The 14,683-nt window shown below is 60.0% G+C and carries 6 protein-coding genes and 5 tRNA genes; 6 read left to right on the top strand and 5 right to left on the bottom strand.

What is annotated here, in order from left to right; genetic code table 11:
- Positions 1 to 6: 6 nt before the first annotated feature.
- Complete coding sequence (locus FH041_RS10985; protein WP_027914333.1) at positions 7 to 774, bottom strand: hypothetical protein; 768 nt, start codon at positions 772 to 774, stop codon at positions 7 to 9.
- 325 nt (positions 775 to 1,099) lie between these two features.
- On the opposite strand from FH041_RS10985, the gene FH041_RS10980 reads away from it, so the two are divergent.
- The 5 genes from FH041_RS10980 (at position 1,100) to FH041_RS10960 (ending at position 1,662) form a co-directional block, all read left to right on the top strand.
- A tRNA-Glu gene (locus FH041_RS10980) sits at positions 1,100 to 1,175 on the top strand.
- A 4-nt stretch (positions 1,176 to 1,179) separates the two neighbouring features.
- Positions 1,180 to 1,255, top strand: a tRNA-Gly gene (locus tag FH041_RS10975).
- 92 nt (positions 1,256 to 1,347) lie between these two features.
- Positions 1,348 to 1,423 (top strand) — tRNA-Glu (locus FH041_RS10970).
- Between the two features lie 2 nt (positions 1,424 to 1,425).
- Positions 1,426 to 1,501: transfer RNA gene (locus FH041_RS10965), tRNA-Gly, on the top strand.
- A gap of 85 nt (positions 1,502 to 1,586) precedes the next feature.
- A tRNA-Gly gene (locus tag FH041_RS10960) sits at positions 1,587 to 1,662 on the top strand.
- Positions 1,663 to 1,842: 180 nt separating this feature from the next.
- Here the strand turns inward: FH041_RS10960 and FH041_RS10955 are convergent.
- The 4 genes from FH041_RS10955 to FH041_RS10940 form a co-directional block, all read right to left on the bottom strand.
- Positions 1,843 to 3,324 carry a hypothetical protein gene (locus FH041_RS10955; protein ID WP_050587307.1) on the bottom strand — a complete coding sequence of 494 codons (1,482 nt, stop codon included), beginning with the start codon at positions 3,322 to 3,324 and terminating at the stop codon, positions 1,843 to 1,845.
- A 74-nt stretch (positions 3,325 to 3,398) separates the two neighbouring features.
- Positions 3,399 to 5,447, bottom strand: coding sequence for an autotransporter outer membrane beta-barrel domain-containing protein (locus FH041_RS10950; RefSeq protein WP_225806677.1), 2,049 nt, complete (start codon positions 5,445 to 5,447; stop codon positions 3,399 to 3,401).
- Between the two features lie 338 nt (positions 5,448 to 5,785).
- Entirely contained in the window at positions 5,786 to 7,789 is a 2,004-nt protein-coding gene (locus tag FH041_RS10945) for a hypothetical protein (RefSeq protein ID WP_080992894.1), read from the bottom strand.
- A 37-nt stretch (positions 7,790 to 7,826) separates the two neighbouring features.
- Positions 7,827 to 12,698, bottom strand: coding sequence for an RHS repeat-associated core domain-containing protein (locus FH041_RS10940; protein ID WP_104925945.1), 4,872 nt, complete (start codon positions 12,696 to 12,698; stop codon positions 7,827 to 7,829).
- 194 nt (positions 12,699 to 12,892) lie between these two features.
- On the opposite strand from FH041_RS10940, the gene FH041_RS10935 reads away from it, so the two are divergent.
- A complete protein-coding gene (locus tag FH041_RS10935) occupies positions 12,893 to 14,674 on the top strand; it encodes a hypothetical protein (protein ID WP_140174566.1) in 1,782 nt (593 codons plus the stop codon).
- Positions 14,675 to 14,683: the final 9 nt, after the last annotated feature.

The following is a 14,683-nucleotide window of genomic DNA, read 5'->3' as shown; positions in this document are numbered from 1 at the left end:
CCCGGTTCAGTCGTACATCGCCTTCTTCTTCCAGGTCTCTTCGTCGTCGGTTTTCAAGCCTTCGGTCAGCTCGTTATCTTCGTCCTCGGTCGGCGCCAGCTGATCCAGCACTTGGGCATTCACCCGCGCCAGCAGTTTTTCAAGATACGTCAGCTGCTCTTCGTAGACCTTGGGCTCCGGTTGCTTGCGCAGGTACTGCACGCCCCGTTCGAACGCCAGGCGAGCCTGGCCGGGCTGCTCGTTCTGCAAGGCCTGTTGGCCGAGGTTGTTGAAGAACTCGATGTGCAGCAATACCAGGATGTGGCGGATTTCCTTGAGCCAGTGCTTGGCTTCCAGAGCAGGTAGAAAGCCTTCCTGCGCAGCGCGGGTGATCTGGTTGTGCAAGGCTTCGAGCAGAAACCGCACGTCCTTGGCCTTGGCTTCGGTCAGGATCGGGTTGGGTGGGTTGTTGACCGGTATCTGCTCGCCTTTGGCGATCAGCGCTTCAACTTCGGCGATGCGCGCCTTGATGTCGGCATTGTGCTTGTCCAGGGCAAGCTGACGCTGGTTGACGTTCAGCTCCAGCCGGGTCAGCAGCAATTTCAGCCCAGGGGTCATGTACTGGCCGGGGAAGGTTTCACTGATTTCGCCACAGCGACGCAGGCGATCGGCCAGTTCTATCTTCAATCGAGCGCGCTCGAGCTTGCCGTTCTCGACCACGTTATTGAGGTAGCCAATCAGAATCAGCAGTGCGATACCCGCCACAACGAGCAGGGTGATCAGAAGTGGTGTCACCGTGAATGCCTCATGAAATGGATTGCATCATTGAGTGTAGGGGCGAGGTTGCGTAAACCCTGACAGCCTGTGTTCATTATCGGCCGCATGCCCAGTGGCTGAATGCTGGCACATTTACGCTGCGCTGACGTCAGAAATTCAGCTCGGGCTTCGTTTAGCGCCTGCGCAAGCTGGGGCGGCAGGGCGGGAAGTCATTGATTTAAATAAATTTCTACAAAAGGGTTGACGGCCTATCCATCCCTCCATAGAATGCGCGCCACTTGCAGCGTAAAGCACACAGCAGAACGCAGCAGGGAGTGAAAGCAGGCAGTAATGCCAGCAGCGTGTCCCCTTCGTCTAGTGGCCTAGGACACCGCCCTTTCACGGCGGTAACAGGGGTTCGAGTCCCCTAGGGGACGCCATATTGCGGGAATAGCTCAGTTGGTAGAGCACGACCTTGCCAAGGTCGGGGTCGCGAGTTCGAGTCTCGTTTCCCGCTCCAGTTTCTCCGGCAGTGCCTCGCGGCGCGGCAGGAAAAGAAAATCCAGTCTGGATCGTGAGGTTCATGTACTGGTGCACTGAAAAGTGTTGTGTGTCCCCTTCGTCTAGTGGCCTAGGACACCGCCCTTTCACGGCGGTAACAGGGGTTCGAGTCCCCTAGGGGACGCCATTGCGGGAATAGCTCAGTTGGTAGAGCACGACCTTGCCAAGGTCGGGGTCGCGAGTTCGAGTCTCGTTTCCCGCTCCAGTTTGAATACTGTGGCGTCTATGCGGTGCAGTGGTGGTGAAGGTCGTATCGGCGCTTCACGCCAAGGGTTGTAAAGCTTCACTTTGCGGGAATAGCTCAGTTGGTAGAGCACGACCTTGCCAAGGTCGGGGTCGCGAGTTCGAGTCTCGTTTCCCGCTCCACATAAAGATCTACAGCGTCCTTTGGGCTTGTGTAGATCACCAAAAAAGACGCTTCGGCGTCTTTTTTCGTTTGTGGCCCACGGCAATCGAGCGAGATAGATCCCGCGGTACGCTCACCTCACCCTGAAGGCGATTGATCGCTTCTGGATAACAATACCAGCGCTCGCGCCACCCGCCAGCTCAGGGTTGATCGATCAACGTTGGCGTGATCATCGGAAACTCAACCCACGTGCGTTTATCGTCAAAGCTGACCTTGACCCGTACGTAGAACTGATAGTCCACTTCCAACGCCTGCAGCGCGCTCTTGGTAACCGACCCCACCGCGAGTTCCGTCACTGCACCAGGCACTGCCATGTCGGTGACCACCGGCAGCGTGATTTTCTGGTCGATCGCTCCGCGCTTGACCCCTTCGATGTATACCGTGATGAATTGCCCCGCGTCCATGAACTGCCACCCAGGTAGCGAAAACGCCGCTTGGGCACCCAGTTTCGCCAGGTTCAGTTGGTTGTCCCGAATCGCGTCGCTGTGTATCAGGGGTAGCCCGTGCAGGCGGCCAATGCTGACCTGGTGCGGCGCTGAGTCGTGAAGCTGGCCATCGTACGCCTTGACCTGATAGTGCAGGGGAATGCGGCTGTTCAGGTTCATGGCAATGTACTTGGCAGGTACGGTGTACTCCCTTGAGCCTGGGCTTATCGGTGTGTCGGTCTGATAAGCACCCGGGGCGCCTGGCTCGCCCCAGAATACGGTCACTTGATCATCCGGTTCGAGTGAGGCGCTGGCCGGTATCGTCAACGTCGCTCCTGCCACGGCATCAGCTGGCAGCAAATCGCTGAAATAATCGGAGCCACTGGCCTGGCGCACGAACGGTGGGGGTAGCTGCCGGGGCGGTGGCGTGACCGCCGCGTGCAACGCCACGGCCAACGAGCGTTGAAGGGCGGTGCCTGCGCGGTCCTGGACCTCATAACGGGCAAAACGCAGGCCGTCGCTGAGCTGTAAGATGAAGTCGGCCGGTATCTTGACGTGCAAGGGCATGCCCACTTCGGCCTTGGTCAGGGTGAGGCGGTCGACCAGTTGCTTGCCGACGGGGCTGTCACTCCAGTACCAGCTCACGGTATCGCCCACATCGGCGCCTAAATAGGGCGGTACTTGCGCCGTCAGTTCGCCGTGTTCTTTGAGGTAGCGGTCGGTGACGCCATTGCTTATCACGTCCGGCGGAAAAATCAGCTCATCGTCATCGGCGAGCAACGGGGGCGTCTTGTCGATGTTGATCTCAAGGGCTTCTGAGTCGCTGCGCATGCCGTTGAACAGCTTGACCTGGTAGTGCAGCCGGTGCTGGCCTTCGCTCAGAAACCCCACCGGCACCTCGATGAACAGTTCATCGGGCTGTACCGGTGCCGTCCAGATCAGGGTGCGGACTTCACGGCCGTTCCAGTACAGGGTTAGTGTTTCCGGGTCTTCTTCGGTAGGGTCCGAATTGCCCCACTGGGCGAACTCGACCCGCAATGGCAAGAACACGGCTTTGAACGGCAACAGATTGAGCAGGGAATCTGGCTCATTGGGCAGCAGGTCGGGGACGACAGGCGGTACATAGAACGCTACCTGCTCGAAGCGGTTTGCAAGCGCGGCCGAGGTGTTTTGGGTCGAATGCTTTGAGGTTGGCATAGCCTGTTCTCCATGATCGCGTGATGCGCCAAAGCAAAAAAAAGGAGAACCTCAACGGCTCTCCCTTCGTAAACTCACCAGTTGTAGCGTACCCCCAGGTTCACACCCCAGGGCTGTTCAAGCTTGCTGCCATGGGCGTATTCGAAGTCGGCATGAGCACGCCATTTATCGGCCCAGGCTACCGCGATGCCGGTGCCCACTTCCCCGCGAGAGCCAGAGAGGTCGTTGTTGAAGCCGTTACCATTGACCTTGACGTGGTTGTCATTGGCGAATTCATGCACGGCGGCAACCCTTACATAGGGCTGGATCATTCGCCCGTCCCCCACTTCCAGTTTGCGCCCGACGGTGGCACCGAGCTTGGTTTGCAGGGAATGCGTGCGCCCACCTTCGGCGCGCATGCCATTGTCCAGGGTGTAGTCCTTGCCCTGCACGATCAAGCCGGCCAATTGGGCATGGGGCTCAATGAACCAGCCTTCATCGAGGCTGATGTGGCGGCCTATCTCCAACGCTGCGCCGACACCGAGGTTGTCGTAGCTGCCCTTGGTCTTGGTGCCATCGCTCAAGCGCACATCGGACTGGTTCTTGAATTGATTGAGTCGCGCTACGGCATCGATGTAGTACCCGCTCTCAGGTTCCAGCCAAGTGCTGTAGACACCGAGATGGTAGCTGTCGACCTTGGCTTGGGTACCGCGCGCCAGGCTCAGGTCCGATTGGCTGTAACCGGCCGTGATCCCGGCCAGCCAGTTACCGTCGCCGATCGGCAAAGGAGCGTCCGCACCGAAGGACAGACCTTGCTGGGTTTGCTGGTAAGCCAGGCCTTCGGCACCGGCGACGTTGTACTTGTTGCCGAAGGTGCGCACCCAGCTCCCAGCCTGCCCGGCATCGCGGCGCACTTCGCCCATGCGGCCACGCAAGGTACTCATTTCGCCATACCAAATGGTCGGTGCTGTGTTGAACAAGGCCAGCACTGACTGGGTGCCGGGGCTGATGGTGCGGGTGCTCTTGTCCAGGTACCAGTCGTTGCCGCTGCCTTTAGGGACCAAATCATAGGAATAGGTACCGACATCGACCGGGCCGCCTTCCAGTGAGAAGCGCGCATCGCCGCTGTCTGCATGCACCATGTGCAGGCTGGCATCGGCTTGCAGATCGGTCCCGCTGCTGCGAACCAGCAGCGAATGATCGCCCGTGGCATTGCCAGTGATGTCGAGGAAATCATGCTGGCCGCTGGCGAAGTCGGCGTCCATCACGAATGTGCCGTTGCCCGACAGTGAGCCTAGGGTCAGCGTGTGGAATTCACCGATGTTGCCGAAGCTTACGCGGCCGCCGTTCATGGTCAGCTGCTCGACGGCGGCATTGCCGACCATGGCCCACTCGGCGCCGCTGTCGATGGCCACCTGCGCTACGTTTTCCAGGCGGCCGGTCAGGGTTGCGGCGTTCTCCAGCATCACGTTGGCAGTGCCGCCTTCGGCAACCACGATATCGCCAAGCAGCTGGCTGTCACTCACGCGCAGGCTCGCCGTTGCAGCATCGGCCACATTCACCAACACGCCGTCGCTGGCGCTGAGGGTGCTGCCGTTGAGCACATCGATTTGCGCAGAAGCAGCGCGACCGGCGCCACGGCCGACCGCGATGGCCGACCCATCCAGGCCCTCGACACGGCTGTTGTCCAGCACGATGGTGGCCTTGGCGTCGGTCTGGCCTGAGCCATCACGCACCAGGATACCATCGCGACCGCCACTGATCAGGCTGCTGTCACTGGCCGACACGCTGCCGTCGAACAGCTCCACGGCAACGCCATTGTTGTCGCTGGCATGCACTTCGCTGCGCCTTAGCTCAAGGTGGCTCTGGTTGAGGCTGGCGCCACGTGACCCACCGCGAATTACGCTGTCGTTGGCACTGATGCTTGCACCTTGGCTGCCAGTGAGCGCACGGCTGCTGGCGGTAACGGTCGAGCGCTCGAGCGTTGCGTTCGCACCAGTCAGGGCCAGCGCGACGGCGGACGACCCTGGGGTGACGTCCGAATCGTTGAGCAACACGTGCGCGCCTGCCTCGGCATCGACATACAACAGATTCGCGCCCGTGGCGTTCAGGGTGGCACCACTTAATACACGGTAATTATCCAAGGGCGTACCAAACTGGATATCAGTACGACCTTCTACATTAGTCTGGGCCACCGCCGAGTTACCGATAATCACTAATGGAAGTGCGGTGGTGGCTCGGATCATTACAGTAAAAAGTGTGGGTTTGAAAGCATGGAAACTGGACATTGGATCACCCTGTGAAGAGGCTGTTTGCAGATGGCTGCTACGACTTCCTGTACTGAGCTCGCATCGTTAGGGTGAATTGTAAAAGTGATGTTTCTCTATCTAATGTAGGAATTTTCCTTTCTGTTCTGACCAAAATCCTACAGTGCTCCCTTCGCGGCAGCACCGTGCCGCGCTACCGCGTAGGGAGCTCAAGGTTACGGCATTGCGCAAGAGTCGCTGCCTTCGGCCAGGCTTAACTTATGCACTGCCCATTCCGAGGCTAAATCAGGGTCATCGGCTTTGACGTAGCGCACCCGTGCCCGCGTACGGCCCCCGTTAAGGTTGGCGTCATAGGTTGGCAGAAGGTGGTCGGCATAAGGCTTGATTTCCCAGATGAAGCCCTTGACTGATGTCTCGTCCAGCACCACGAGTTCGATTTTCTCCGCATTGGGTACCGGGTCGTCGCCATCTTCATCTTTGGAGCCGATCAACGGTGCCCACTCCAGTTCGATTATGTCGCCTGCCTTCAGGTAGGCCGACATGTCCGGGATCTCCACCTTCAGGACCATGTTGTTGGTCGGTACCCCCGCGACATCGCGCAATGAATCACAGTTCAGCCAACCGGCCCTAACCCCCAGGAACTGCGGAAGCGGCAGGATCACGGTAACTGCATCCACGTCCACCCACTGTGTCTGCGACATTTGCTCGTTGAGGGCGTCTTGCGATTCGCGCAGGGTATAGTGCACCGGCAACGCGGGGTCGTTACCCTCCGCGAAGATGATGCCCCAATCGATAGGAACGGTGATGCCGCGTGCATCACGGGCCGTGTCCACGGTGTGAGTCCCTGCACACCTGCCATGCCAGTAGACAACGAGCACGTGCCCGTCCTCGGCATTGTCGTAAAAGGGGATGGTCAGTGTGGCGTCTTCATTGGCGTCACTGCGATCGATCACGTTATCCGTTGCCGAACGTGCGCCTCGCACCGTGGGTGCCGACAGGTTAGGGTTGATCGGGTTGGGCCAAGTGGGGTCGGGGTCGGGGCGCTCGGGGCCTACCACGCTGAAGTCGACGTTCACACTGATGGCCTTGGGGCCAAACGGTACGGCACCGCGCATGATCTGGTAGCTGACGTTGGTGGCCAGTTCATCTGAGGCTGTGCCGTATTCAGCGCGCAAGGTTGGGTTGGGCACGTGAACAGGGATTGGAAAGGCTTTGGCACCGACGGTTTCCGGTGGTAATGGCGTGCTACCCCAGGTCACTGCGATAGCGTCGTGGGCTTTGGCTCCGTCGTAGGAGGGAATATCGACCGATACCCCATCAATGGCGTCCTTGAGGTCGACCACGCCGTCGTCGGCGGCGTGCACCAAAGGGTCTTGCAGGTTGGCCGGCAATGAGCCAAGGGCGACGTCGATGCTGGTGATCAGCGAGCCTCGGCTCTTGTTTCCCGCTTTGTCATACAGGTAATAGGCAAGGTAATACTTGCCATCGCCGGCACGTTCTACCACGTCCTTGGGAATAACCACTTGCATTGACGCATCGAGAGGCCCCTCATCGACCTGATTTTCGTAATCCTCATGCTCTTCAGGTGGGCTCTCGAAGTAATACACCTTGTACGTGTCTCCAGGCGCGTAGGTCTCATACTCTGGTACTTGGGCAACGATGCCGGACGGATTGTTTTTGAGGTACTCGTCGTCAATAAAGGCTGCCCCGACGGTCAAGCCGTCGAGTTTCTCGTCGGGATTGACCCTGTTGCGGGGTGCGGTGCGGTCACAGATCAGCGGTACCACTGCCGAAACTGCATGACCGCCGTTGAAGGTCACGATACGGTAACGCAGCCATAGCCTGCCTTCGACGAGTCTGGCCAAGGGCACATGCATTACCAGCGGAAAATCGGCTGAGGTGACTGGGCCAACCACTTCCAGGGGCTGGCCTACGTCTCCAAAGTCAGAGGCAGCATCGCCTGTGGTCGATAATTGCAGATACACGGTTTCAGTGTCGCCATCTTCAGGCAAGTTCACCCACGCGGGGATGCGCACTTCAAGATTGTTGTCCACGGCACTCTTGAGCAGGGTGCCGTCGCTGGGATCGGCGATACCCAGCACGGACGGCGCCAATTCTGCCAGCAGCGATGCGTTGCGCCGGCGCCGGGCTTCGCGCTGGGCCTGGCGGGTTTGTTCGGCAAGTGCGCGTTTGGAGGTGGGGGGTGTTTGTTCGTTCATGTTTTGCTCTCCTAGCCCAATTTTGAAGTTCGAAGCTTCATCTGGTACTTCTAGCCCACGGAAATTTGGGGCGTCTATATCCACCGAATCGACGCCCTAAAAGTGCACCCCCTCCGCCCTGACCCAGCCGATGCACCGTGTGTTGCGGAGGCGGGACTGGAGAGGGGGGGCCGGGCAGTGGGTTATTGTTCGCAGAAGGTGGGGGGAACTGCCATGCATCTCTTCGGTCAATAACCGAAGCGGCATCGTCGGCCAAGATCGACGCCCTCGATCCCGTTGTCACACTGCCGGTAGCGCTTCTCATCATCCTGCCCGCAGCATAAAAGGCCCCTGCACTGGCGAGCCCGACACCGAAGCTCGCGATACCGAGCCACTGAGCCACATCAAAGCTTGTCTGGTTATTCGTGATCGTGCCGTGGACCTGGGCTGCCGTGCCGGCCACAGCCAGTGCGGCTGATACACCCGCAGCCACCGCCTTACCGATGGCCAACGCCGCCGCCGTTTTGGCGGCCGTTACCGCCGTGGCCGCTAAAGCGGTCGCAGCTCCTTTCCAAGCGGCCACCGCCGCCAACGTTGCTTTACCGAACGTCACAATCGCTACAGCGGTCATGACAACGGCAATGCCTACCCACAACCATTTCAGCCAGCCCCCGTCTCCCTGCTTGATCTCTTCTGGCTGGCTTTGCGGCGTGATGTCTTCATCGGGACGCCGCAGGCGACCACTGAAGCCAATCGCTTCATGCCCGGTCGGGTCACGGAACGCGATGGGATTGCCACGGGCGTAGGCGTAGCAGTTGAGGCCGCCAACCCCGAATGGGCTGAGCGAATCGGGGCTGAGGAAGCAGCGCAACTCAGGGTCGTAGGCGCGGTAGCCGCTGCCCAGCAGGTAACGGCCACTCAGTGGGTCGAGGGCTTCGCCGTTAAAGCCCATGGCGCTGCTCACCGGTGTGTCGCTGTAGCGTTCGCCATAGGCGCTGTAGCGCATGCTGCGTAGCGAACCGTGCTGGCCTTCAGCAACCACACTTGCGTTATCCGCCGCGTGAAGCAGCAGCGTCTGGCTAGCGTCATCGAGGGTTTGTTGGCCGACGGGTTGATCATCCAGATCCAGGTATTGAGTGCGCAAGGCTCCGCGGACCGCCAGCGTCAAACGGTGGTTCTGGTACACCAGCACGCTGTCGGCCCCACTGCCGTCGGTGCTGCCAAGCAGGCGGTTATGGGCGTCGTACCGGTATTGGCCAGTGCCGGCGGCCCGCACAAGCGACTGCAGACGGTTCTGGCTGTCATAGCGCAATGTACAACCGTACTGGTCAAGCACCATGTTGCCGTTGCGGTCGTACTTGAAGGTCGGATGGGGGCTGCTGCGTGCAGGGGTGTAAACAATGCTGCGCAACTGGCAAGGGTCATCGTCGGCATAAACGTACTGCGCACGCTCACGGGCAGATCCATCGGCGAACTGGCTGGTGACCATGCTGAGGCTTTCGTAGTTGTTGTAGCTGAAGGTTTGTTGCGTGATCGCCCGGCCCTGGCTATCGCGGGGCAGTTCGATACCTGCACAGTGGTGGTTGAGTAATTGGCCAAGGGCGGTGTAGGTGAATGTTTCCTTCAGCAGGGTAATGGCCCCCTGGTAGAGGTGACGTTCCTTGAGCAGGCCATCGAGATCCCACAGTTGTGTCTGGATGCGCTCAGGGTGGCCGCTCTGTTGCCAGGATCGTTTGATCTCGCGGTCCTGGTCGTCAAATTCGATGACCGTGACCACCGTGGTCCCGTTGTCCGAGTCGTTGCTGGTGATCATTTCAAGCCGCGCCAGTGAGTCATACTGCAGGTTCACGTCGAGCTTGTGCTGCTGCATTCCCCGAGGCAGGCCGTTGTCGTGAAAGTGATAGAGCGTTTCCAGGCCGCTGGCTTCGACGGTGCGTTGCGGGCGACCCTGCAACGAGGGATGGTGCTCAGTTTTCAAAGGCGCATGGCCGCTGACTTGCAAGTGTTCTTCGAGCAAGTGGCCATGGGCGTTGTATTGGTAGTCGCAACAGCCGTGGGCACCGCTGGCGCGTGTCAGTCGTGCCCCGATGGGGTCATAGTCGAAGACTGCGTTTTCCTCCGCGCTGCTGCTTGTGATTGGGTATGTGGTCAAGCTCAGGTCATAGGCGTAGTCGATGCTCTGCCCGGCAGCGTTGCGTTTGCGCCGCGCACGCGATTCACTGCCCTCATAGTGGTAGCGCTCGCTGCGCCAGCCGGTGGTACTGCCCTGCAGTCGGTCAAGGCCGTCGAAGGACTGTGCGCCAACTTGGACGGCCGGCAGTCTGATGTTGCCAGGCTTGACGGTGAGGCCGATGGGCAACTGCGCAGTGGAGTGCTGCGCATAGCGGGTTTCCACGCAGGTGCTGTCGGGCAAAATGCGCTGCAGGGGCCGGTTGAACATGTCGTAGGTAAACCTGGTGGTGTGCCTACGCTCATCGGTTTCGCTCACCAGGCGTCCTAGCCCGTCGTACGTGAAACTGCGTGTGGCCAAGGTCAAGCCTTCGGCATCCTGGCGCAGGATCACATCCGGTTTTTCGAAGCGGTTCATCCAGGTCTCGCTGCGGCTGCTGATCATTGCCGTGGGCCCACTGCCGGCCTGGCGCCAGCGATGAACGATCAGACCGCGGTGCTGGGCGTTGCCCAGCGGGTCCTGGTGTTCATGCTGCTGCACGCCATCTGGCCCGGTTGTACAGCAACGTTGACCCCAGTCGTCGTAGGCGTAGTGCTGGGGCAGGTTCAGGCTGCGCAGGCCCTCCAACCAGTCGATGTGGGTTTCGGTCACTGGCCGGCCTTGGTTGTCGTAGGTTACTGCGAGCGTCGGGTATAGCCGTGGCGCCATGGCCTCATCCACATGGTCACGTTCCTCGCCGCGCACCCTGCCCAGGCCATCGAGCAGGGTCTTGGTGCACACGCCGTGCTCGTCGGTGAACGTCTGGCTGGCCGATTCGCCACTGATCGGCGTCAGTGTGTAGTGGTAATGGCGTGAGGCCTCTGTCGGCAGCCCGGCAGCCACGGTCTCCTTCACCACTCTTTGCAGGCGATCGTAGACGTAGCGGGTTTCGAGACCATCGCTGTCACGCTGCTGCATCACCTGCCCATGGCGCAAGCCATATTGCACGGTGGTGATGGCCTGCGTGCCGTCGTAACCGATACGCAGCTGCTGAACGTTCAGCACAGGCTCGTCGGTGCCTGCACTGCGCTCGAGGCTATAGTGGTACTCGGTAACCGTTTCCAGCCCTTGCAGGTTCTCGATCTTCAGGTATTGGCGACCGTGCAGTGCCCGATCACGCGGGGCATTGACCCACTGGTTACGCAGGTGCGCAAGAGGCGTCTGAGCGCTGGCCTGATCGATCAGGGTTTCACTGCTCACGACATGGTGTGGGTGCTGCAATACTGCCGAGGTGTCAGACGCAGCCAACACGGGCAGCGTCGTGTAACGATAGGTTCGGGTAAGGGTGGCTGCTCCCGGTTGACCCTTGGGTGAAGGGCGCAGGGTTTGTGCCTTGAGGTGACGCACGAACCCTTCAGGATCAGCCGGGTGGCCGTCCTGCTCTGCCGCTGAGTACCATTCATTGCTCTGCTCCGTGCCATCGGCATAGGTATGGATGAGCACATTGCCGTGATTGTCGTACTGGGTGGCGGTCTGTTCGCTACGCCATGGGCGCTCGCCGCTGGTCATCTGCCAGAATCGCTCTTCACTGACGGGCAACTGGCACGTCGGTGGCTGGCTCTTGAATGACGCACCTTCGACCATCCCGTAGGCAGTGACCAGCCGTTGCAGACAGTCGCCCTGAAGCGTCGTTTCATGGGTGAGCAAGTGAAAGCGGTTATAGGTGCGCTCGATACGGCGAACTTCTCTCTCGCCTTCCATGAGTATTTCAACCGAGCTGTAGTCGTAGTCGTCCAGGCGTTGATAAAGGTTGTCACGGCCATCGTCGCTCCAGCTCATATCGCTACCGCCGCCGAGGAAGTTGCGCGGGGTCGGATAGCGGTAGTGAATGTCTGCAGCGGGCTGGTCGAAGTGCGGCTCGATAACGTGACGGGTAACGCGGGGCAACGGCTGGCGACCGCTACCGGTAGGGAATTGATGCCCTCCATCGAGGTAGGACAGGCGTTCAGTAGCCCCGGTAGGCTGAGTCACGCTGGTCATGCACAGGTGTGCAAGCACCTCTTGATAGCCGAACGTCCACCGGGCCTGATCGTCACTGGGGATGACAATCTCCTTTACCCGGCGGTCGTCGGCTTCCAGGTTCATCACGTAACTGGCAAGCGCCTTGCCGTCGCTGCCGGACAGTGGCTGCAATTGCAGTTCGACCTGGTAACCCGTCGGATCACGCAGCACGCGCAGCAGCATGCGGCCATCGCCATCCTGAATGCTTTCCAACAAAGGGTGTTGCCCGGAAAAACGCTGATAGTTGAACGTCAGACGGTGGCCGAGCGGCGAATACTGTGCCACCGGCAAGTAGAGGGAGGCCTGCTGGGTGCCTTGTTCGGTGAGGATCTCCACCAGGCCGGAGCGGTGCACCACCCGCAACCCATCGTCCCCCTCGGGGTAGACATGAAAGTTGTCGATCCGCTGCTCTTCGAGCCGCATTGGGCGGGCGGTGCGGTCGGTGATCTTCAGGCTTTCTCCGGTGCTTAGCGAAAGCACCTGGTTGTGCGGGGTGTACTGCGACAGCTCCAGCGTCCAGCCCATGCCCAGCCCGGAGTCGGTCACGTTGAGCGGCGAATATTGCAAGGTTGGCCTGAATTCTGGGCCAAGCAGGTTGTTGCCGCCCAGCTCGGGCAGCTCGATCTTCAAGCTGTACTGCCCCGTACGCGGGTCAACCCCCCCTTGGATGAAGCTCATGAAATTCAGGGCATTAGAGTGAACGGATGATGTAACGCTCATGACGATTTTCGCTCCCTGTTGCCCCTGGCAGGACGGCTGATCGGGCGTTCAGACACTCGCTTGGACAGAGCCTAGGCGCCGGGGGGGAGGGGCGTCACCTGTCATTTCTATCAGTTTCGCCGAGTGCAATGCCGGACGTATAAAACAGCCAGAACATGACCAATTCAGCGCTTCGGGCGCTAGTGGGGGAATGCATGACGCTACGACCTGACCGGCCCAGCGTGCCGTTACTGGGTACCGGCGATAACCTGGAGCTGAGTAGCTTGGGCGGCGAGCTGCTGGAAACCTTCCTGACCGATCCGGCGCTCAAAGTCGGTGACTGGGTCACCCCTCACTGGCGCGGATGCGCGGCGGACGGCGAAGTGTTGGACATGATCCATCCATTCCGGATCGTGTCCATCGAGCCGCAAGGGGTACGATTCTCCATCGATAACGATCGTCTCCAGCGGCTCTCGGGTGGGTATGTGTTTTATTCCTACCATCCCGGGGTTGAAGCCCGTCCCGATAATGAGTCATTGCGGGTGTTCTTCAGCATCGACCGTCCGGCGGTTGAAGAGCAAACCCTGGCAGTGGCGCAACTGCGTGAAGCCCATGACTTGGTCATCGACCTGGAACTGATCAGCCAGGACCTGACCGTGGCCGTGCCGCCCTACCAAGCGATGACGGTGGGCGATACGCTGATCTTTGAATGGGTGCCGTATTTCGCTGGCGACCCCCAATCCCCCTACAGCCAGTCTCACTCGGTGACCGAACGGGATATTGGCATGGTCGTAGGCATGACCTTGCCGCTCCAGGAGGTCATGCACTTATTCGACGGCGACCATGCCGAGCTGTCCTACCGCATTCGATACGCCTCGGGGGGTGACAGTGAGTCGCCAGTTCAGCGAGTCGACATCGTAGAGTCGGGGCCGCCGCTCAGCCCGCTGTTGCCCAAGCCGTTGATCGAAGGTCATGACGGCAGCAGCGACCTGGACCCGAGGGCATTGATTGGCGGCTTCACCCTGCTTATCGACGACTATGCCGACCTGCAGCTGGGTGACCAGCTGGTGGTGTACCTGGAGGGGCCAGACTTGAGCTTGAGGGGCTTTCGGGCCGACGTCAGTACGGTTGTCAGCCGCCAGCTTCAAGTGCGGGTTGAGGGCAGTTGGTACAGTGACGAGCTGATCGGAAAGCCGCTTCGGGTAAGCTATCAGGTGGCCCGCTTGGGTGCGGCCTGGCACTCGCAGGTGCTTGAGGTCATGGTGCGCAGGCCGCTCTACCTGCCTTGGCCACTGATCGACACTGTCATACCGGAGAGCGGAGATGAAGCCAACCAGGGGACGGTGACGCCAGAGCAGGTTCGCTGGGGCGCCAGGGTCAGGGTCCCACTGGCTGCCGAAACCAATGACGGTGATATCTGGATGCACTGGGACGGGCACGCCAGCACCGGCAAGGTCATCGTCAAGCAAGCCGATCCTGCGGACCCACGGCTGTTTCATATACCGGCAGCGGCGATTCCCGCCAACCTGGGCAAACGCCTGAACGTGTATTACAGCCTGCACTTGCCGGACCAGGCACCTTATGAATCGTCAGCGTTCGACCTGAAAGTGGCCGACTACGCCACTAGGCGTTTTCCAGTGATCCAGGGTCACCGCGATGAACTGATCGACGGCAAGTTGTCCCTATCGGCGCTCCAGGGCGACGACGCCCATTTCAGCCTTGATGTGTGGCCGTTCATGGCGCCAGGGCAGCGCTTGATCATCAGAGCCGCTGGCGTAGCCAAGGTCGGGGGGGGCGAGCTGGATCATGTGATGCGTAACGCGCAGCCAGTCAGCGACGAGGAATATTACCAAGGCCATGTGACAGCCGAACTGCCCAACGTCTTTTTGCAGCGCCTTGAGCTGAACAGGGTACTGCGCGTCAGCGTGCAGGTCAGCTTCGATGACGGCGAAAGTTACAAGTCTTTTCCTCACTTGGAACCCCAACTGATCGCTTGATCCAGTGTA

The organism is Pseudomonas sp. SWI7, assembly GCF_006351945.1.
GTDB lineage: Bacteria > Pseudomonadota > Gammaproteobacteria > Pseudomonadales > Pseudomonadaceae > Aquipseudomonas > Aquipseudomonas fulva.
The sequence above is the reverse complement of the archived record's forward strand: the minus strand, read 5'-3'. Positions and strand labels throughout refer to the sequence as shown.

Excerpts from the sequence above, each read along its gene's own strand:
- FH041_RS10955 (WP_050587307.1), bottom strand. The coding sequence starts at position 3,324 with ATGCCAACCTCAAAGCATTCGACCCAAAACACCTCGGCCGCGCTTGCA.
- FH041_RS10945 (WP_080992894.1), bottom strand. The coding sequence starts at position 7,789 with ATGAACGAACAAACACCCCCCACCTCCAAACGCGCACTTGCCGAACAA.
- FH041_RS10940 (WP_104925945.1), bottom strand. The coding sequence starts at position 12,698 with ATGAGCGTTACATCATCCGTTCACTCTAATGCCCTGAATTTCATGAGC.
- FH041_RS10935 (WP_140174566.1), top strand. The coding sequence starts at position 12,893 with ATGACGCTACGACCTGACCGGCCCAGCGTGCCGTTACTGGGTACCGGC.